The organism is Pseudenhygromyxa sp. WMMC2535 (assembly GCF_011083025.2).
In genome coordinates this window covers 8,906,911-8,926,839 of sequence record NZ_JABJWV010000001.1, presented here as the reverse complement: position 1 = coordinate 8,926,839, position 19,929 = coordinate 8,906,911, and the positions used below count along the sequence as shown (strand labels likewise).

At 72.6% G+C, this 19,929-nt stretch carries 12 protein-coding genes; 7 read left to right on the top strand and 5 right to left on the bottom strand.

The annotated features are described in order from the left end of the window. Nucleotides 1-81: 81 nt before the first annotated feature. Both G6O69_RS34370 and G6O69_RS34365 read left to right on the top strand, forming a co-directional pair. Nucleotides 82-1,668 carry a cellulase family glycosylhydrolase gene (locus G6O69_RS34370; RefSeq protein ID WP_172307696.1) on the top strand — a complete coding sequence of 529 codons (1,587 nt, stop codon included), beginning with the start codon at nt 82-84 and terminating at the stop codon, nt 1,666-1,668. 82 nt (nt 1,669-1,750) lie between these two features. After that, a complete protein-coding gene (locus tag G6O69_RS34365; RefSeq protein WP_172307695.1) occupies nt 1,751-3,628 on the top strand; it encodes an IgGFc-binding protein in 1,878 nt (625 codons plus the stop codon). 19 nt (nt 3,629-3,647) lie between these two features. On the opposite strand, the gene G6O69_RS34360 is transcribed toward G6O69_RS34365, so the two are convergent. Beyond that, the gene (locus tag G6O69_RS34360) at nt 3,648-5,699 is read right to left on the bottom strand and encodes a CFI-box-CTERM domain-containing protein (RefSeq protein WP_176397257.1); all 2,052 of its coding nucleotides are present in this window, start codon (nt 5,697-5,699) and stop codon (nt 3,648-3,650) included. Nucleotides 5,700-5,775: 76 nt separating this feature from the next. Between G6O69_RS34360 and G6O69_RS34355 the strand changes: the two genes are divergently transcribed. From G6O69_RS34355 to G6O69_RS34345, 3 genes are read left to right on the top strand one after another with little or no spacing between them, the layout of a single operon-like run. Further along, a complete protein-coding gene (locus G6O69_RS34355; RefSeq protein ID WP_172307693.1) occupies nt 5,776-7,335 on the top strand; it encodes a hypothetical protein in 1,560 nt (519 codons plus the stop codon). A 36-nt stretch (nt 7,336-7,371) separates the two neighbouring features. Beyond that, nucleotides 7,372-8,118 carry a hypothetical protein gene (locus G6O69_RS34350; protein WP_172307692.1) on the top strand — a complete coding sequence of 249 codons (747 nt, stop codon included), beginning with the start codon at nt 7,372-7,374 and terminating at the stop codon, nt 8,116-8,118. A 58-nt stretch (nt 8,119-8,176) separates the two neighbouring features. Continuing rightward, complete coding sequence (locus G6O69_RS34345; protein WP_172307691.1) at nt 8,177-8,890, top strand: hypothetical protein; 714 nt, start codon at nt 8,177-8,179, stop codon at nt 8,888-8,890. 29 nt (nt 8,891-8,919) lie between these two features. Here the strand turns inward: G6O69_RS34345 and G6O69_RS34340 are convergent, their stop codons facing one another. From G6O69_RS34340 to G6O69_RS41720, 4 genes are all read right to left on the bottom strand, one after another. Continuing rightward, entirely contained in the window at nt 8,920-9,552 is a 633-nt protein-coding gene (locus G6O69_RS34340; RefSeq protein WP_172307690.1) for a TetR/AcrR family transcriptional regulator, read from the bottom strand. 53 nt (nt 9,553-9,605) lie between these two features. Then, on the bottom strand, nt 9,606-10,232 hold the full coding sequence (locus G6O69_RS34335) for a YbhB/YbcL family Raf kinase inhibitor-like protein (protein ID WP_172307689.1): 627 nt from the start codon (nt 10,230-10,232) through the stop codon (nt 9,606-9,608). 70 nt (nt 10,233-10,302) lie between these two features. After that, nucleotides 10,303-14,751 (bottom strand): UvrD-helicase domain-containing protein, encoded by a 4,449-nt coding sequence (locus G6O69_RS34330; protein ID WP_172307688.1) that lies wholly within the window; start codon nt 14,749-14,751, stop codon nt 10,303-10,305. Continuing rightward, the gene (locus tag G6O69_RS41720; RefSeq protein ID WP_172307687.1) at nt 14,748-18,254 is read right to left on the bottom strand and encodes a PD-(D/E)XK nuclease family protein; all 3,507 of its coding nucleotides are present in this window, start codon (nt 18,252-18,254) and stop codon (nt 14,748-14,750) included. The genes G6O69_RS34330 and G6O69_RS41720 overlap by 4 nt, the downstream gene beginning before the upstream one ends. A 68-nt stretch (nt 18,255-18,322) precedes the next feature. On the opposite strand from G6O69_RS41720, the gene G6O69_RS34320 reads away from it, so the two are divergent. After that, nucleotides 18,323-18,697, top strand: a complete 375-nt coding sequence (locus G6O69_RS34320; protein WP_217909975.1) for a metalloregulator ArsR/SmtB family transcription factor — start codon at nt 18,323-18,325, stop codon at nt 18,695-18,697. A gap of 89 nt (nt 18,698-18,786) precedes the next feature. Further along, on the top strand, nt 18,787-19,770 hold the full coding sequence (locus G6O69_RS34315; RefSeq protein ID WP_172307686.1) for a hypothetical protein: 984 nt from the start codon (nt 18,787-18,789) through the stop codon (nt 19,768-19,770). Nucleotides 19,771-19,929 lie beyond the last annotated feature (159 nt).

Below are 19,929 nucleotides of genomic sequence, written 5' to 3'. Positions count from 1 at the left end.
GGTGGAGGTGGGGCGGATGTGGAGCGGATGTGGGTCGCCGTGTGCAGGCCGGCTGGGACCGCGGTGATCTAAGCTCCGGCGATGACTCGACCCCGCTTCGCGCTTGGGCCCTCGGTCGTGCTCGCTTGCCTCGCCGCCGGCTGTGGCGGGGGGCAGCAGACCGAGGGGGAGACCAAAACCGAGCCCGAGACCGAGACCGGGATCGAGACCGGGACCGAGACCGAGGCGGGGAGCGAAACCGAGACCGGGGGCGCCGCGCTCCCGGGCGCCTGCGCCGAGCCGATCGCGGCCGTCGTGCTCGCCGACGCGCGCCTGAGCGTCGACGCCGGCGGGGTGCTCCGCGACGCCCTCGGTCGCGACGTGGTCATGCGCGGCCTCAACACCGGCAACCGCAACAAGACCGCGCCCTACGTGCCCTTCCCGATCTCCGAGGACATCGCCCTCGACGAGCTGCGCGCGGCCGCCGACGAGTTCTTCGCGCCGATGCCCGGCTGGGGCATGGACACGGCGCGCCTGCTGTTCTCGTGGCAGGCCCTCGAGCCAGCCCGCGACGTCTGGGACGAGCAGTACCTCGATCGCTACGAGGTCATGGTCGACGCGGCCTGGGACGCCGGCTTGCGGGTGATCGTCGACTTTCACCAGGACATCTGGTCGGAGGACTACTGCGGCGACGGCTTCCCGAGCTGGGCGGCGATCGAGCCCGAGGCCGCTGCCGAGTGCCCCGACGCCGACTGGGGCCTCAAGTATCTGACCGACGCCGGCGTGCGCGGGAGCTTCGATCGCTTCTGGGCCAACGAGGACGAGCTCGTCGACGAGTTCTACGAGATGTGGACCAAGATGGCCGAGCGCGTCGGCGATCACCCCGGCGTCGTCGCCCTCGAGATCCTCAACGAGCCCGGCTGGGGCAGCAACAACGACGTCCAGGGATGGAAGAGTGAGGTGCTCGAGGGCTTCCACAGCGAGGCCGCGGCCGAGCTGCACGCCCTCGCCCCCGAGCTCCTGGTGATCTACGACAACCCCGGCATCGACGGGGCGGGGCTCTACGAGGATCCCTACCACCAGCGCCCCGAGGGCGAGTTTTTGGTCTACGGCCCGCACCTCTACGGCGCGGCCGCCTACGATCCGGACGCGGACGAGGGCGGGGACGATCCAGACGGACCGGGGAGCGACGTGATCGACTACGCCGCCTTCGGTCGCGCCCAGGACGTCCACGTGCTGCTCGGCGAGTTCGGCTTCCAGCCGGCGGAGCTCGCCGGGCCGCAGTGGCTCACGCGGGTCGCCGAGGCCATCGACGACCAGCGGATCTCGGCGACCATGTGGGAGTACAGCGTCAACGAGACGCTGTGGAACCACGAGAATTTCTCGATGGTCGACGGCGCCGGCAACGAGCAGGTGATGCTCGACAGCTGGGTGCGCCCGTGGCTGCGGGCGGTGTCCGGCGAGGACGCGAGCTTTGCCTGGCACGCCGAGTCGGGCGTCGGCGAGGCCAGCTGGGTCAGCGATGGGGGTGTCAGCGAGATTGTGCTCCCGCCGCGGCTCTTCCCCGAGGGTCCCGCGGACGCGACGATCACGGGGGAGGGGGCCTGCTTCACCGTGGACCCGGGGCGCGGCGAGCTGCGGGTGAGCGCGCCGGCGGGGGTGAGCGTGGGCTTGAGCTTCTCGCGCTGAGCGGGCCGCGAAAAAAGCGCGTGTGCTGGGCACGAGGGGGCGCGGCGAAGCAGGCCGCGGGTGCCGTATCATCGTCGCGGTCATGATTAGCCTCGATACTTCTCGTGTTGGTCTGGTGATCGCGCCTTGCCTGCTCGCCTTCGCCTGTGGCGAAGCGCAATCCAATGACGACGAGGTCGGCTCGCTGGGGGCCTCGGATGTCGGAGGGGAGGTCTCCTCCGACTCGGAGGGGAGCGGCGGCGAGGGGAGCGGGGACGAGAGCAGCAGCGAGGGACAGACCACCGGCTCGGAAAGTGACGAAGAAGACGAGGGCGGCGGGCCCAAGTTCGACCTGGCAAACGTCGATATGCCGAGCGGCAGCTGCTACTCGTGCTCCTCCGATCTACACGAGATCCTCAACTGCGAGGGCGGCTTGGTCGAGACCTGCGCCAGCGACCAGGCCTGCGACAGCGCGACCTGGACGTGTTCGCCGGCCTGCGAGGCGATGGTCAACAACAAGTCCTCGATCGGCTGCGAGTACTACGCGACGGAGATGGACAACGACTCGGGGGACGACACCTGCTTTGCGGCCTATGTCGCCAACACCTGGAACGACAACTTGCACATCGGCCTCGAGTACGACGGCCAGGCGCTCGACATCGAGGCTTTCACGCGGGTTCCCCTGGGCTTTGGTCCGAGCCTGACCTTGGCGGGCTACGACGCGGACGCGGGCCTGGCCCCTGGCGAGGTCGCGGTGCTCTTGCTCAACGGCCCGGGTCCAGGGGGGAGCGGCGTGCCCTGCCCGATCGACCCCGCGATCGCCCAGGACACTCGGATCGTTGGGACCGGCAAGGGCAAGAGCTTTCGCATCACCACGGATCTGCCGGCGGTCGCCTACCAGATAAACCCCTACGGTGCGGGGGTCGGGGCGGCGGTGGCTGGGGCCTCGCTGCTGATTCCAACCAGCGCTTGGGACACGAACTACGTGGCCGCGGACGCCTACCAATATGACCTCGCGGGGCGAAACCCCTCGCTGAACATCGTCGCCGCCGAGGACGGTACGACCGTGACGATCAACCCGATCGTCGCCGTTCAAAGCGGGGGTGGCCTGCCCAGCGGGACCGCGGGCACGGCCTTCGAGTTCACCCTCGACGCTGGCGAACACGCGCAGTACTCACAGCCCGCCGAGCTCACGGGGAGCGTGATCGAGGCCGACAAGAACATCGGGCTGATGGCGGGGCACTCGGGCTTGCGCGTGCCGGTGGGCGTGTTCTATGCGGATCACGGCGAGCAGATGATCCCGCCGGTTCGTGCGCTCGGGAGCGAGTACGTGGGGGTGATGCACAAGCCGCGAGGCGGCGAGGGGGCGGTCTGGCGATTGGTCGGTGTCGCCGACGAGACCAGCTTGACGTGGACGCCCGAGGTCGGCGGTCCTGCCACGCTTCAGCAGGGGGAGGTCGTGGAGTTCGTCACTGCCGACGCCTTCGTGGTCACGAGCCAGGACGAGGAGCACCCCTTCATGCTCCACACCTACATGAGCGGGTCGCAGTGGGATCCGATCGGGCTCAACGGCTACGGCGACGCCGACTTCGTGATCAGCGTGCCGCCGGCGCAGTACCTGTCTTCCTATGTGTTCTATACCGATCCCTCCTATCCCGACTCCAGCCTGGTGATCATTCGCGCCAAGCAAGACGGGCAGTTTTGGCCGGTCGACCTCGACTGCTACGGGCCGCTCGATGGCTGGCAGGCCGTGGGGGACTACGAGTGGACACGGACCACCTTGATCTCGGGCAACTACGAGGCGGTCGGCGAGTGCTCGACCGGGGTGCACCAGATCGACAGCGACGCGCCCTTTGGCCTGTGGGTGTGGGGGTGGGGGACGCCGGAGACCCAGGAGTACACGCAAAACCGCTCCTACGGCTACCCGGGGGGCATGAACATCCGACCGATCAACGACGTGATCCTCGACCCGCAGGGGTGAGCGGAGCGGGTAGGGCGGATCAGGGCTCGAGCGCTGGGCTGGGGCGAGCTTCGCCCTGACCCTCGCTCCCAGCCTCGACCGCGTCGCGGGCGAGGCGAGCGATCGGCCGGAGCACCAACCGGGCCATCGCCCGGGCCTGGGGCACGTCACGGATCATCTTGGCCAGGGTCGGGCCGTAGGCGTAGTACATGCGAACCATGTCGTGGGCGAGGGGCTTGCCGACCATGTACTCGTCGCGGAACCATCGCAGAGCCTGGAGCTCCTCGCCCCAGCCCTTGCCCCACGCGGCCGTAGCGATGAAGCAGGCGCCGTCGATGGTCTGGAAGGGTTGGACCGGGGTGGTGACGTCCATGTAGGCCGGCGGCGACTCGTTGGTGCAGTTGTCTTCGTAGGTCACGCCGACCGTGTAGGTGTAATTGCCGAAGAGCTGGGGGATCGAGACGCTGATCTCTTCGCCGGGCAGGGCGTCGACGCACAGGCGGGTGTCGACCCCGTTGCAGACCGTGGGCACGCCGCTGATCTCGGTCGACTGGGTGGGGTCGAGGACGGCGACCTCGGGGGTCTTGTAGTAGGCGTGCAGGTGGGTGATCTCGACGCCCTCGGGGAGCTCGGGGACGCGGAAGCTGGCCTCGACCTCGTCGAAGGAGGTGGCCTCGACGACGAGCGCTTCGAGTGGGGGGAGGTCGACGTCGAAGCAGCTCCCGCCGGTGTCGCTGTCCTCGCCGGGCTCCGTCCAGCCGTGGCTGTAGACGCCAAAGCGCGCGCTGGCGTCGAACTTGTCGAAGGCCTGGAGGCGGTCGGCGCCGCTGCCCTCGGTGGTCGAGATGGTGTCGTCGGGGGGGTGGATGGTGCCCGTGGCCCCGTCGAGGTCGGCGTAGCCCTCGTACGCGGTGATCGGGTAGTAGCCGGGCTCGGCGGGGTCGAACTCGACCTTGTAGACGACCGCCGGCTGGCCGAGGAACTCGCGGCCGTAGGCTGGGAGCTTGGGGTCGACCCAGTGGTCCTCCTCGCGGTCGAAGTCCCAGTCCTCGTTCTCGTCGCGCTCGAGCGAGACCTCGATCCACGCGGTCAGCGGCCCATCGGCGATGTCGCCCCGGCGCAGGCGGTGGCCGAGGAGGTAGGGGCCGGCCGAGGGGGTGGCTCGGGTGACGCCGTCGAGCTCGTTGAGCGCGGCATACTCCTTGGCGTCGGGAGAGTCGTCGTCGTCCTCGAAGCTGGTCAGGTCGTTGCGCGGCGGGTAGACCGAGGTCTGGTCGGAGAACTCGCCCTTGTCCGACTGGAAGGTGGCCGGCGAGGGGCAGGTCATGGTGTCGACGATCGCCTCGTCCTCGCTCGGGGTCAGCGGCCGGCAAAAGTAGGTCTCGGCCGAGCTCGAGCCCTCGTGGAAGCCCAGCGAGGTGTGGTTGCTGGTGTTGGCGTCGTGGAAGATGATCTTTGGGTAGGTCTTGCCCCGGCGGTGGGCCCAGATCGGGAGCACGCTCTCGCGCGGGCCATAGGGCGCGCGCCAGCTCGACACGAACTCGAACAGCCCGGGGCGGTTGGCGATGCCGAGCTTGCCGGTGGCCTGGGTGACGAACACGTCCTCGATGAAGTTGCCCTCGGCGTCCTCGAGCCAGATCGCAATCTGGAGGTCGGCGACGGGGCTGAAGTGGAACTCGAGCAGGGCCTCGTCGTCGGCGCTGTCGGCCGCGCTGGGCTCGGGGGTGGGGGCGTCGGGCGTGGGGCTGTCGCTGGCGCCAGGGGCCGCGTTGACGGGGGTCACGGCCCACGCGACGGCGAGGGCGGCGGCGCCGAGGGCCGGGGCGGCCAGGGCGAGGGCTCGGAGGGGTCGGCGAGGCGAGGCCATGAGCGTGCTCAGTATAGTGGAGGCGCCGCAGGGGACCGCGCGAGGCGGCGGCCTGGCGGGCGCGAGGCCACGTCGCAGGCGACGCGGAGCGAGCCGCGAAGGTGCGCCGTGCACGGCTGGAGTGATCGAGTCTTCACGCGACGCGGCGTGCGGAGAGGGCTTAGAGGCGCAGGCGTAGCCGTGAGCGAGATGACCTGCGCGGCGGTGAAAGGTGCGGCGGAGCACGGAGGCGTTCGCTCGCGGTGTCGCGGGTGCGGCGGATCACGGGGGTCCGCGAGGGCCCTGCGTATGCTGGCCCGGCATGGTGAGCACGGCCACGACGCAGCTCGGGGCGGACGCCCGGCGGCGGCTGATCTGGGGCATCGCGCTGCTCGGCCTGGGCGTGCTCGCCCCGGCCATGGCGGGCGTCGTCGCCTGCTCGGCCAGCGGCGCGTCGGCGAGCCAGCCCGCGGCGGCGATCCCTGCGGTCGGTGAGCTGCCCGAGGGCCCGCCGGCACCGGTCGACGGCCTGCCCATGCCCAGCCTCGACCTCGACTGGCAGCCGCCGATCGCGGTCGCGGGCGACCTCGAAGGCCTGCGCGAGGCCCTGACCAGGTACCCGCGCGTGGGCCTCGGCGTCGCGCCTGATCTCGCGCGGGCGGGGGAGCTCGACGCGGCGCAGGTCAGCGCCGCCATCGCTCGGCTGGCGCCGGGCACCGCGCTGCGCTCTCTGGTCGGGCGGGGCGGGGCGGGCGTGGCTCTCGACGAGGTCGTGCTCGAAGACCCGCCCCTCGTCGCGAGCCTCGGCGAGGACGGGCGCACGCGCTGGCAGCTGCCCGAGGACCTCGACCTCGACGAGGAGCGCCTCGCCAGCTGGGCAGAGAGCGGGGACCCTGCGGTGCTCTTGCTCGGGCCGGTCGCGGTCGACAGCGCGAGCTGGCGCGAGCTGGCCGTCGGCGCCGTGGGGAGCTGCGAGCCCGCGCTCGCCGGCCTGCTCGACGGTCAGGCCCGCAGCCTCGAGCTGATCGAGCCGTTTTTGGATCACGCCGACGCGGTCCTCGGGGCCATCTATCTGCGCGAGCTCGCCCCGGTGGTCGCCGAGCTCGACGGGGCCCTGAGCGGCTACCAGACCCCGCGCGGGCGCGAGGCCTTCGCCAGCGACGAGGCCTGGGCGCGGCAGCAGTGCGGGGAGCGCTACCACGCCTACCTCGAGGGCTTCGCCGGGTGCGTGGCCGGGGGCGACCCGCAGGCCTGCCCCACGGCGCCGCGCATGTTCCTGACCGGGGCGGCGCGGATCGGCAGCGTCGAGCCCGGCGGCTACATCCCCGACGACTGCCCCGCGAAGTTTGGCCGCGACGTGGTCGAGGATCTGCGCGGGCCGGCCCGGGTCGCGGCGGAGCTCGGCGGCGAGCAGCTCGACGCGCGCTGGATGATCCTCGCCGAGCGCCTCGCGACCTTGACCGAGGTCTACGGCGCCCTCGACGAGCTGTGCACCCCGGCGCGCAGGCGCTTCTCGCCGGGGGATCTCGAGACCTTGAGGACCGAGGTCGCGGCCCTGGGCGAGCTCTACCGCCGCGAAGAGGCCCCGGCCTACGACGCGCGCTTTTTGGCCAACGACGGCAGCTTCCGCGTGCCCGGCCTGGGCATGGTCCGCCAGCTCGCGCGCTACGACGCGGGCACGGGCAGCGCCGCGCGGGCCCTGTCCGTGGGCGCCAGGCAGCTGCGTCGCTTTGGCGACGAGCGGGCGCGCTGCGAGCCGGCCGTGGGCGCGCCGCCGGTGATGGCGCTGCTCGTCGACACCAGCACGGCCGAGGCTCGGCTGCTCAGCTTCTTCTACGCCGAGGAGCTGTGGTGCGGCACGCTCGGCGCCCTGGAGCGCTGACTTGCACCGCGCGCGCGCGTGCCGGATCATCGTTGGGTGACGCCACCTTCGCGCGCTCGGCTGCGTGGCTCGTCGCTGGCGAGCGCGCTGTCGATCGTCGCGGTGACGCTGCTCGCCGCGCTCGCGCCGACCCGCGCCCAGGCGAAGCTCCCCGCTGAGTCCCCGCTCTACGGCGAGCCCTACCGCAGCGGCCCCGGCCTGGAGGTCGCCATCGGCGTGGCGCTGTGTCAGCCCGGGCTCGTCTTTCAGGGCCGCTGCGCCCGGGGAGACTCGGACAGCCCCGCGCTGCCTGGGCTGGCCTTGCGCCTCGGCCTGGGCTGGCGCCTCGACGATCACTGGTGGGTCGGCGGCGGCTGGGTCCGGCAGATGCACCGCCCGGCCGGGCCCTTCGTCGGCGGGAGCGCGGACGGGGGCGTGGTCACGGCTCGGGGGATCGTGATCTTGCCGCGCCGCGATGGCCGCGACAGCGCCGCGGAGCTCGGCTTCGAACTCGGGCTGGGGCTGTCTCGGCGGGTGCTGCTCGCCGACGCCGCGCCCGCTCGGCTGAGCTCCTTTGGCGCGCTGGTCCGCCCGGCGATCGTGCTCGAGGGCTGGGTGATCGCAGATCTCGCCTTGGGGGTGGAGATCGCCAGCCACATCAACATGCACTGGCGCCACTGCGCCGACGCGCTGTGCGAGGGGGCGCCAGGCCCGTGGATTGGAGATGGGCTCGACGCGCGCTTCGTCGACGGGTTCACGGTCGCTCTGCGCGCCACCGGCTTGATTGTCGGTTTGTTCCGTTGAACGGCGTTATGGAGGGGGGAGCTAATGGGATCGTTCGTCGTGATCACTACCAAAATCGATGCAAGCCACGCTCGTGACCAATGGCCAGACCCCCGCAGCGCTCCGCCCCGTGTTGGCTGTGAGCTCGCCGCGCTCCACGTCACTGCGAGACTCCCTCGAGTCCCTCGCGGGCGAGCTCGAGTCGATGGTCGCCGATGACGGGGTCGAGCAAGCGGTCGAGATCGGCCGGCTGATCATCGATCGCCTCTACGACGGCGACCTCTCGAGCTGGCGGCGGCGGGGCCCCAAGTCCGTGTCCCTGCGCGAGCTCGCCCGCCAGCTCGACCGCCCGCTGAGCTGCTCGGGCCTGTACCGCGCCATCGCGCTCTACGAGCTCAGCGAGGGCCTGGGTGGCATCGATCGCTGGGTCGACGCGGGCATGGGCAGCAGCCACCTGCGCGTGGTCCTCGGGCTCCCTCGGGAGGAGCAGCGCCGCCTGCTCGACGCCGCCATGGAGCGGGCGTGGACCGTGGCCGAGCTCGAGCGCGAGGCCCAGCCGATCCGCGAGCGCCTGCCCCAGCGCGCGCGCCGGGGCGGGCGCCCGCGCCTGCCTCGCTTCGTCAAGAGCCTCAACCGCCTGCGCAAGTGCGTGGCGGACCGCGGCGAGTTCTTTGGCGACCTCGACGCCGTCGGCGAGATGTCGAGCGAAGAGCTCGCCGCGCTGCGCGAGCAGCTGGCCGAGGTTCGCGAGCGCTGTGATGAGCTCGAGCAGGCGCTGGCCACGGCCAGCTGAGCCTCCCCGCCCGGGGGAGGACATCTCGTTCAAGTCTGGAGGCTGCGCTCGGGCTCGTGGCGCTTGGCCTCGCGGGCGACGCCGCCGAGCGCGGCCAAGGTCGCGCCCACGCTGTCGCGCAGCGTCGCGCTCGGCAGCCCGCCGCGGCTGAGCACGCCCAGGCCGTGGATGGCGTTGGTCAGCAGCCGGGCGAGGGCGCGGAGATCCTGGTGGCTGCGCAGCTCCCCGGAGGCCTGGGCCTGGGCGAGGGCGGTGAAGAAGCGCTCCTCGACGCGCTGGAGGTGCTCGCAGACGCGCTCGCGAACGGCTTGATCACGCTGACCGAGCTCGAGGGCAGAGTTTGCCATCAAGCACGAGCGGTGATCTGGATGTTCGACGACGGCGCCGAGCACCCAGTCGAAGACCGCATGGATCCCCGCGAGTCCGGAGTCGTGCTTGGCGAAGATGTCCTCGAGGGTCTCGTGGGTGCGCTCTTGGTAGCGGTCCATGACCGAGAGGAAGAGGCTCCGCTTGTCGCCGAAGGTGTCGTAGAGGCTCTGGCGGCTGATTCCCATGAACTCCAGCAGCTTCGCCATTGACGTCCCGTCGTAGCCGCGACGCCAGAATAGCTCGACTGCACGATCGAGGGCTTCATCGGGATTGAAGGCTTTGGCCCGGGGCACGGTGCCAGAATGGGCGGACTGACCGAATTGGTCAATCCGCCGAAGTGGCTAGATCACGCTTTGAGCCTCGGGTTGAGGGTGTAGGTACCCGTGAGGCTGGCCTCGGCGAGGATGTGCCCGCGGATCGCCTCCCGGGCCAGCTGGCCGGTAAAGTTCCCATCGAGATTTAGACTCTCGATGTCGAGGGCGTAGATCGTGAAGTGATAGTGATGGAGCAACTCGTCATTCCAGGGCGGGCAGGGGCCATCGTAACCACCGTAATCTCCCGACATATCCGCGTCTCCAGCGAACCAATTGGTGTAATCGTTAATACCCTGTTTGCCGGCGGGGGCAGGTCCTGGAGACTTTCCTCGCGCAGTCACACCGTCACTATGTGTGCCCGCGCCAATCTCGCGCAAGCCGGCTGGCAGGTTGATCAATACCCAGTGGAAGAAGTCGACACGAGGGAGCGCGGCGGGGACGCTCCTGTCTTCTCGATTGACGTCGTCACCCTTCGAGGGGACGTCGGAGTCGTGACAGATGATCGCGAAGGACTTGGTGCCTTCGGGGACATCGGACCAGGCGAGGTGCGGGTTGCGGTTGGGCGCGAAGGTCACGTGGCCTTCGTCGGCGGGGACACAAAATGCGAACTCTCCGGGGATGCGGTCGCCGTCGGTGAATGACTCGCTGCGCAGCTTCATGGTCGCCAGGGTACCGACTGGCAACCCGCGGTGAAAGCCGCCGGTGCCCATGGCCAAAACCTCGCGGTGACTATGGGTCTTCGAAGTCGAGCTCGTGATCGAGGCTCTCGCCAAAGGCGAGATCTTCGTCCGCTGGTTCGAACGCGTCGAGGACCTCGGGGGGGAGGTCTTCCCACCAGGGGGCGTCGAGGTGCGCGGGTGGAGCGTCGAGCTCGTGGGGAGGAGCATCGAGATGGTGGGGAGGAGCGTCGAGATGGTGGGGCGGGGCGTCGAGCTCGTGGGGCGGGGCTTCGAGATGGTGGGGAGGAGCGTCGAGGTGCGCGGCGTCTGGGCTCGAGGGGGGCGCGTCGAGATGTGCGAGGGGGGCGTGTGCGGGGGCGCCATCCGCGGGGGGCGGGGGCGCCATGTCGGCGGGAGACTCGGTGTCGTCTCGCTCGTCTCGAGTGTCAGGCGCGAGGCTCCAGCAGCGGCCGAGGTGCACGCAGGTGCCACAGCGAGACTGGTGCTCGAGCTTTGGCCACGGCTCCTCGTCGACCCCCGGTGCCCCTCCGGCGTCGGCGAGGAGCTCGACGGCGAGCAGCCGGCCGGCGCTCCGGCGCAGGCGCTGTTCGAAGCTGGCCAAGGTCGCGGGCGCGAGGGTGACGAGGCCGGGGTCGGCCGCGGCCTCGCGCAAGAACACGGCACCGGCGCGCAGGGGGATCTCGGGGCCCCACATGCGGCGCAGGGCCCAGGCCTGGGTGAGGCGGCGGAAGCCCGCGACGGACTCGGGGTCGAGGGCGAGCTGGGCGAGCTCGCTGCTGTCGTCGTCGTTGCCACCGCTGTCGTCGTCGCCGCGCGGCGCCCGGGCGTACTGCCAGTCGACGAGGTTGAGCCGGCCGGCGTCGTCGATCCACACCAGGTCCATGCGGCCGCGAACGATCACCCGCCCGCTGGGCAGCGCGGCCGGACCCGTGGTCGGTGGCGGGGCGAAGAGGTCGAGCTGCGGCCGCAGCCGGGCCTCGTCGTCGCGGGCGGGGGCCTCGTGCTCGGCAACGACCTCGAGGGCGAAGGGCAGGCCGCGGAGCACCCGGCGAGGATCGCTGCGGTGGATGGCGACGAGCTCGCGCACCCACGGCCGCTCGGCCAGGCGCAGCAGGTCGCCGCGCAGCTCCTGCCACAGCCCGTCGGGGATGTGGTCTTGGCTGGCGAAGGCGTCGAGGGCCTGCTGGGGATCGCGGCCGAGGCGATCGAGGTCGACGCGGCCGAGCAGGTAGTGGACCAGGCGACCGCGGGCGCGGGCCTCGGCGAGGCTCGGCGGGCGGTGATCTCCGGGGTCGTCCTCGTCCGCGCCGCGGCGGGGCACGAAGGGCAGGAGCTGGAGGCCGCGCATGGCCTCGCGCTCCTGGGTGGCGGGGGTGTCGACGCCGACGACGTGGGACAGGAGGTAGCGCCGGGGGCACTTGTCGAACTCGGCCAGGCCGGAGAGCGAGAGCTCGAGCTCGCAGTCCGTCAGGCTCAGGGCGTCGCTGCGCGCGAGGGCGGCGTCGAGCTCGGCGAGGTCCTCGCGCGGGCCGAGGGGATGCTGGCGCTCGGGCGTGGGCGCGGCGGTCTGGTCTGGGTTTGGGTTTGGGTCCGAGTCTGGGTCTGGGGTCTCGTCTCGATCCCGATCCTGCTCCGCGCGCGCGTCCTCGGCCGCGCTCGCCTGGCCGCCGCTCGACGTCGCCGCGCGCACTCGAGCCACGCGCTCGAGCAGCCAGCCCATGGCGTCGTCGCTGCCCTCGTCGTCGTCACGGGTCGCGCCGGGGGCCTCGACGACCTCGACGAGGTCGCCGAGATCCGGGAGCAGGGTGTCGAGCATCCGCCGCCAGTTGCCCTCGCTGCCGCGGCCCTCGGGGGCCTCGCCCAGGAGGATCAGCAGGTCCCGCGCGCGCGTGGTCGCGACGTAGAGCAGGCGCCGGCTCTCGGCGTCGCGGCGCGCGGCGAGGCGCTCGTGGATGGCTTGCGCGTGGGGGCTGGGCCGGCGGCGGCCGACGAGGTCGGGGCTGAGCACGGCCAGGCCGAGCTCGCGCTCGAAGACCACGGGGCCCTCCTGGCCGCGCGGCTCGGCGCCGAGCTCGGGGACCACGACCACGGGGAACTCGAGGCCCTTGGCGGCGTGCACGGTCATGATGCGCACGGCCTTGGGATCGGCCGCGGCGGCGACCTCGGCCGGGGCCTCGCGGTCGAGCACGTCCTCGCTGCGCTCGAGCAGGCGCCGGGCCGCGGCCTGGGCCCCGAGCCCGGCGAAGGCCCGCGAGCCGAGCAGGCTCAGCAGCTTGTCGACGTTGGCGATGCGCTGCTCGCCGGCGTCGTCCCAGGCCAGGACCTCGCGCACGGCGAGGCGGTCGACGGCGAAGCGCAGCACTCGGGCCGGGCCGAGGCGATCGAGCTCGTGGTGCAGGCGGTTGACGAGCCGACCCATGTGGGTGATCGCGGCGACGGCCGCGGGGTCGTCGAGGTCCTCGACGCTGCAACCCTCGGCGTGGGCCGAGAGGGCGACCTCGCCGGCGCTAGCGAGGGTGACCAAGCTGGCGTCGTCGATGCCCCAGATCGGCGAGCGCCACACGGCGGCGGAGGCCAGCTTGTCGCCGGGGTCGGCGATCGCCAGCATCAGGGCGACGAGCTCGCGGACCTCGCGGGCGGCGTAGAAGCCCCGGCCGCCGACGACCACCGAGGCCACGCCGCGCTCGCGCAGGGCTCGGCGGTAGCGGGCCACGTGGCCGTGGGTGCGCATCAAGATCGCCACGTCGGCGCCGCGCAGGGGCGCGGGGGCGCCATCGGGTCCGGCCCGGCCGAGCGGGGGCGCGGCCTCGAGCAGCAAGGCGATGTGCTCGGCGAGCAGCTCGGCCTCGTGGCCGCGGCGCAGGCGAGGGTCGAGCTCGGGGTCGCTGCACAGCAGCTGGACCGCGGGGAGCTCGGCCTGGCTGGGGTGATCCTCGCGCACGGGCTCGAGGGTGTCGACCTCGTCGATCCAGTCGACGGCGAAGCCGGCGGGGTCGTCGCTGATCAGCAGGCGCGAGAAGGTGGTGTTGGCGAAGGCGACCAGCCCGGGGCGCGAGCGCCACGAGCGGCGCAGGGCGGCCAGGCGCAGGCCGTCCTGGCCGCCGCGGGCCTGGGCGGCGAGGCGCTGGAAGATCGCCACGTCGGCGCCGCGAAACTCGTAGATCGACTGCTTGCGATCGCCGACCGCCGCGAACAGGCGCGCGCCCAGGGGCAGGTGCTCGCTCGCCCGCTGGCCGCGGCCGAGCTCGCGGAGGTGATCGCGGGCCTCGGCGAGCAGGTGGACCAGGTCGAGCTGGAGGCCGTTGGTGTCCTGAAATTCGTCGACGAGCAGCGCGCCGACCCGGCGCTGGAGCTGGTCGCGGACCATGCGATCGTCTCGCAGCAGATCGTGAGCGCCGCGCACGAGGTCGACGAAGTCGAGCACGCCCTGGCGGCGCTTTTCTTCGGCGTAGGCCCGCGACAGAGCCGAGAGCAGGGCGACGAGGCGCGCGGCCAGGGCCTGCTCGGCGAGGCTGGCGACGGCGTCCTGGACCCGCTCCCAGGCCGCGGCGAAGGGCTCCCAGACCCGGCGGGCGCGCTTGGGCAGGCTGCCCTTGCCGCGGCGCTGGGCGGCGACGCGGACCAGCGCCGGGTACCAGCGCTCGACGGCCTCCGACTCACAGCCCCCGATGCGCCGGCGCTCGATGGCCAGGGCGCGCAGGGTCGGCTGGAGCCGGTCTTCGCTCGACGGCTCGAGCAGGGCGATGGCTTCGGCGAGGGCCTCGCAGGCGTCGACGAGCTCGCGGCGAGACGCGAGGGCGTCGAAGCCCGACTGCGGCCGGCCGTCGCCGTCGACGAGCAGCGACTCGGGGTCGCGGCCCTCCTCGCCGAGCTTGGCGTGGAGCCGGCGCAGGGCCCCGCGCAGCTGGGTCGGCCCGCCCAGGGCCCGGGCCACGGCGCGCGCGTTGGAGTCCTCGGTCTCGAGCTCGCGCAGCAGGACCTCGTCGAGGACGAGCTCGAAGAGCTCGCCGGCGCCGGCCTCCTCGAGCACCTCGAAGCTGGGATCGACGCCGGCCTCGACGGCGAAGCCGCGCAGGACCTGGGCGCACAGCGAGTGGAAGGTGCCGATGGGCGCGAGCGGGAGCTGCTCGACGATCGCTCGCCAGCGCCCGGGGGGGACGGGCGCGCCGCGGGCTTCGATCAGCGCGGCGAGCTCGGGCTCGGCGAGCAGGGCCGCCTGGGGATCCGCGGCCAGTGCCGCCGCGCGATCGAGGATGCGCTGGCGCAGCTCTCGGGCGGCCTTGTCGGTGAAGGTCACGGCCCAGACCTCGGCGGGATCGAGGGCAGGGCGGCCGCTGGCGCCGGCGCCCACATAGAGGCTCAGGGCCACGGTGACCAGGGCGTGGGTCTTGCCCGCGCCCGCGCCCGCGGCGAGCACCAAGTTGGCGTCGAGCTCGAGGTTGGGGCCCGCGTCGGCGGGTTCGCTGGCTTCGCCGAGCTCGCTGAGCACGTCGGTCATGCGCTCGGCTCCTCGCGATCGTCGCCCCGCTCGACGCGACAGATCGCGCCGTAGGGGCAGTAGCGGCACACCCGGCCGGGGTCGTAGGGGCGCACGTCGAAGCGCCCCGCGGCCACGCCCGCGAGCAGCGACCACACGTTGTCGGCCAGGTTGCGCTGGCCCGTGGTCGGGAGGTCGAGGGCGCCCACGGCCACCAGGCCGTCGCGCTCGGCGTCGGTCGCTGCGCGCGGGTCCGTGCCCGTGTCCATGTCCGGAGCTTCGTCCGCATCGTCGAGCGCCCCGAGCTCGCCGCTGGGCTCGAAGCGGCGGGCGCGTAGCTCGGCCCGGGTGGCGGGGTCGAGCTCGAGCAGGCCGTCGAGCTCCATGCTCGACAGCGAGAGATCGAGCAAGCTCGCCCGCGAGCGCTCGCCGTCGCGCAAGGACACGTAGGCCGCGTCGGTGTAGCCGAGCTCGGGGTGGCGCGTGGCCAGCCAGGCGGCGTAGAGCGGGAGCTGGAGCTGGGTGCGGGCGAGCTGGTCGTAGCGCAGGCGATCGCCGACGCGCCCGGACTTGTAGTCGAGGATCAGCCCCTCGCGCTCGCGCCTGTCGCCGCGGTAGTCGATGCGGTCGACGCGACCGACGAGCTCGAGGCGGCGAGCCCCGCGGCGATCGGGGATCGCCAGGGGCGGGCCCTCGATGCGCGCGGGCGCCTCGGGATCGGGCAGACCAAAGCCGCGCTCGAATTCCTCGGGCTCCCAGCCCTCGATGGCCACGCGGCGCTCGCCCTCGAGCAGGCGCCCGAGGTCGCGGTGGACGAGGTCGCGGTGCAGCAGCCACAGCGGCCACGGCCCGGTGCGCTCGACGCCCTGCCAGCGATCGAGGATCTCCTCGCATATCTCGTGCGCGCGGCGATCTTCTCGCTGGGTCTGGTCGCCGCCGATCAGCGGCGTGAGCCCCTCGCGGCGCATGGCCTGCATGGCCGCGGCGAGGACCTCGTGGCGGATGCTGCCCTGCTCGGCGGTGCTCAGGTCGTCGCGGATCGAGGGCCGCGGGCGCAGGTGGAGCACGCGGGCGGCGTGGAAGCGGAAGGGGCAGGCGGCGTAGTCCTCGAGGGAGGTGGCGGAGCCGCGCCAGACCAGGCCGGGGGTGAGCGGGAGGGTGGCGAGCGCGGGTTCGGGCGCTGGCTCGGGTTTGGACTCGGGGACAGGCGGGCGCTCGCCGGACCACACGAAGCCCAGGCGCGCGTGGGCGCGGTCGAGGGCGGGGCCGTCGAGGTTGATCTGCGCGCCCTCGAGGGTCTCGGCCCGGGCCTGGGCCCAGTCGAGCGCGCGGGCCAGCTCGGGCCGCGTGCGCGCGGCGGCCTCGAGGCGGGCGCGCGCCGAGTCGGGGCTGGTCCGCAGCATGACGACCCGGGTGAGCACCTGCCCCCGGGCGCTGCACTCGACGAGGCTGGGGACGACGCCGGCGGGGCGCGGCTCGACGCTGGCGTGGCCGAGGGCCGTGGCCAGGGCCACGAAGTAGCGCGAGCGCACGACCTCGCGGCCGCCGGCGTCCTGGCGGTGGCAGGTGATCATCGCGCGCCCGCGGACCGCGGCCATGGCCATGGCGAAGGCGCCCGCGTCGGCGCCCCGGACCGCGGCCAGCACGGGCCGACCGGCGGCGCGATCGAGGGCGGCGCGATCGTCCTCGTCGAGGAAGGGCAGCGGGCGCCCGGGGCCGGGGAGCTCGCCCTCGACGGCGTGGAGCAGCACGAGCACGTCGCAGCGCGAGCCGGCGACCTCGTCGAGGTCGCGCAGGGCCACGCCGGCTCCGCGCACGCCGGGGGGGCGCTCGCGGACGCCGGCGAGGGCGGCCTCGAGGTGCGCGCGGAAGTCGGCGAGGGGGACGGGCTCATCGGCGAGGCCGACGGCGGCGGCGGCCTGGTCGAGGCCGTGGCCGGCGATCTCGAGGGACTCGAGGGCGGCGCGATCGCGGGCCAGGGCCGCGACCGCGTCGCGCTCGAGGCGACGCTCGCGGCTGCCCTGGCCGAGGTCCGGGAGCGAGAGGCAGCGCCGCGGGATCCCCAGGGCGCGCAGGGCCGCGAACACGGCGTCGAGGTGCGCGCGCAAGGTCGCGCGCCGAGGCAGGCGCAGGCGCTCGAAGAGCCGCTCCCAGCGATCGGCGAGCATGAAGTAGCGCGCAGACTTGGCCGCGCGGCGCTCGGGCTTGTCGAGGCCAAAGGGCGAGGGCTGGGCGAGCTTGGCCGCGTGGGCGCGCAGCCGGCCGAGGTGACCGACGCCGCGATCGTCGCGCGAGCCGGCGTCGCGCAGGGCCGCGAGCAGCAGCGGGGCGTCGCGGCGCGCGACGTAGGCCGACTCGAGCACGGCGGCCAGGGCCTCGCGGGGGAGGTCGCGCTCGGCCGCCTCGATCAGGGCGAAGGCCAGGCGCAGCGGGGCCGCGTCCATCACCGGCTGGCCGCGCGACTCCTCCACGGGGATCTCGGCCGCGTCGAAGGCCGCGAGCACGCGGGCGCGGGCGATGCCCAGGCGCGGGAGCGCGACGGTGATCCGGTGGGGCGCGACCTTGGCCTGGAGGAGGGCGCGGATCTTCGCGCAGGCCGAGCGCAGCTCGGCGCGCTCGTCTCCTGCGTCGATCAGCTCGAGCTTGCCGCGCAGCGCCGGGTCGACGAGGCGCGCGGCCTGGGTCTCGGGCACGAAGGGGATCAGCCCGGCGGCGGCCAGCGGGCCCGCGCCCTCGCCCGTCAGCGGGCGCGAGATCAGCTCGACGGCCGGGGCCTCCTCCACGAGGTTGCGGCGCAGGATCTCGAGGGCCGTGGCGAGCTCGGTGGTCAGCCCCGCGCCGCCGAGCTCCGCACCGGCGAGCGCAGGGGGGAGCACGGGGACCTCGGCGCGGACCTGGAGGCCGCGGCGGGCGAGGGCCTGCCACAGCCGCGCGCGGATCACCGGGAGCTCGCCGCCGACGACGACCTCCAGGCAGCTCGCCCCGTCGACCAGGGCGCGCAGCCGGGCGTCGCCGAGGCGCTCGCGATCAGCCACGCGCTCGGGCAGGCGGGCCCGAGCGCCGACGCCATCGAAGACCCCGCGCTGGCCCAGTTTTGTTTCATAGGCCGTCGCGATTTCTGCGAGGGCCGTGAACCGCCGCCCGGTCAGGCTCTGCCCGCGCCGCGAGAGCCGGGCCGCGAGCTGCGAGAAGCCGCGGGCGTCGAGGCCCGCGCGGCGCAGGTTGTCCCAGAGCACCAAGAAGGACTCGGCGAAGCCCGGCTCGCGGGCGAGCTGGGCGAGGGTGGTCCCGCGCGCGGCCGCGGGGGCGACGGCGGCGAGGGCCAGGCGCGCCTCGGTGGTGCCCACGGGCTCGAGCGCACAGGCTCGCAGCAGGCGATCTTCGAGGCTGCGAAGATCGATCAGCCCCAGCGCCAAGGCCACGCCCTGCGCCCGCACGCGCTCGCGCAGCGCCTCGGCGACGTGCTCGCGGGTCGGGAGGACCCGCAAGACCCGCTCGGGCGGGGCTGCTCGGCCGAGGCTCATCCGCGCAAGATAACCAAAGCTGCGCGCGCTTGTCCGCGCTCGGTGCCCGGGATATAGCTGGGGCGAGGATGTCGACCGTAGACGAGGACGAGGGCAACGATGATGGCGACGAGCGTCACCTGTGCACGGCCGCGGAGCACCCCGAGCACCCCAGGCCCCGCTACGACGACGCTGCGCGCGAGCGCGCCGTCCGCTTGTTCAAGATGCTGGGGGACGAGGCGCGCCTGCGCACCCTCGAGATGCTCGTCGATCGTGAGGCCTGCGTCAGCGAGCTCGCGGCCGCGGGCAACGAGCAGATCTCCACGGTCTCGCACCGGCTGAAGCTGCTGCGCGCCGAGGGGCTGGTCAGTCGTCGTCGCGAAGGGCGCCACGTCTACTACGCCCTCGCCGATCGCCACGTGTTCGAATTGATCCAAAACGCGCTGGCCCACGCGACCGAGTAGCAGCGACCCCCGAGGCCCGCGCCAGACCTCGCGGCCAGCTTGTCAGTGGATTGGAGCTGGTCCAAGGTCGAGCGTCGGTAGCGACGAGGATGTCTGCGGTCGTCTTGCACTACCCGGAGCGCTGGCGCTCCGAGCTCAGCCCACACGCGGAGGAGATGGAGCGTCAGACCCTCGCGCGTGCACACGAGGCCGGGCTGGTGATCCGCGGGACCGGGCTCCACGAGCGCCTCAAGATCATCCGCGTGGGCTACTTTGGCGGCTACTCCTACCCGCGGGCGGACCAGGTCCACCTCCAGCCGATCTGTGACTTCTTCGCGGTCTGGCTGCTCCTCGACGACGAGCTCGAGCACGCCTTGCTCGAGCTCCCGCCGGCCTCGCGGCGCAGCTACTGTGCGCGCTACATGGAGGCCCTGGCCGCGGGCTACAGCGGGGACGAGGCCGACGTGTTCATCCGTGGCCTGGCCAACGTCGGCCGGCGGATCAAGGCCAACTCGGCGACCCCGGCCTGGTATCGCTTCTTGACCTCGATGGCCGAGTACTTCGAGGGCTTGCTCATGGAGATCGAGGTCCGCGAGCGCGGGGTCGAGCCCACGCCGCAGCGCTACATCGGGTTTCGGACCCACGCCGCGGGGGCCTTCCCGGTGCTCGAGCTGATCGAGTGTGCCCACGACTATGTGCTGCCCCTGACCGTGCGTGACAGCCACGAGATGGCGGCGATCCGCCTCAACGCCGCCAAGGTGATCTGCTACTCCAACGACCTGGCCTCGCACACCAAGGACGTGGCCGAGGGCACCACGAACATGGTCATCGCGCTTCAGGGGCAGGGCATCAGCGAGCACGAGGCCCTGACCGAGACCGCGCGCATGCACGACCAAGCCGTCGCCGAGCTCGACGAGATCGCTGACGGGCTGGTCGCCGCGCACGGCGACGACCAGATGATCCGGGCGCACTTCGGTCATGTCCGGGCGCTGGTCCGCGGGCTGATCGAGTGGCAGCTCCAGGCCAAGCGCTACCAGTCGCTCGAGAGCGGGCGATCGGTGACGATCTCGAGCAGCGTCGTGGCGAGCGGCTGAGCCCCGCGCTCGAATTGGGACACAGGGAGGCGAGTCGCTGTGTTCGAGCGCGACGCAGCCTGGGCGCGCGTGCTCGACAATCTGCGCTCTGGCGAGCGTCACCCTCACGCCAGATCAAATAAAGACACGCGGGCGCGCCGCTCGCCGATGAGAGATTGG

Excerpts from the sequence above, each read along its gene's own strand:
- G6O69_RS34355 (WP_172307693.1), top strand. The coding sequence starts at position 5,776 with ATGGTGAGCACGGCCACGACGCAGCTCGGGGCGGACGCCCGGCGGCGG.
- G6O69_RS34320 (WP_217909975.1), top strand. The coding sequence starts at position 18,323 with ATGTCGACCGTAGACGAGGACGAGGGCAACGATGATGGCGACGAGCGT.
- G6O69_RS34365 (WP_172307695.1), top strand. The coding sequence starts at position 1,751 with ATGATTAGCCTCGATACTTCTCGTGTTGGTCTGGTGATCGCGCCTTGC.
- G6O69_RS34335 (WP_172307689.1), bottom strand. The coding sequence starts at position 10,232 with ATGAAGCTGCGCAGCGAGTCATTCACCGACGGCGACCGCATCCCCGGA.
- G6O69_RS34345 (WP_172307691.1), top strand. The coding sequence starts at position 8,177 with ATGCAAGCCACGCTCGTGACCAATGGCCAGACCCCCGCAGCGCTCCGC.
- G6O69_RS34330 (WP_172307688.1), bottom strand. The coding sequence starts at position 14,751 with ATGACCGACGTGCTCAGCGAGCTCGGCGAAGCCAGCGAACCCGCCGAC.
- G6O69_RS34315 (WP_172307686.1), top strand. The coding sequence starts at position 18,787 with ATGTCTGCGGTCGTCTTGCACTACCCGGAGCGCTGGCGCTCCGAGCTC.
- G6O69_RS34370 (WP_172307696.1), top strand. The coding sequence starts at position 82 with ATGACTCGACCCCGCTTCGCGCTTGGGCCCTCGGTCGTGCTCGCTTGC.
- G6O69_RS41720 (WP_172307687.1), bottom strand. The coding sequence starts at position 18,254 with ATGAGCCTCGGCCGAGCAGCCCCGCCCGAGCGGGTCTTGCGGGTCCTC.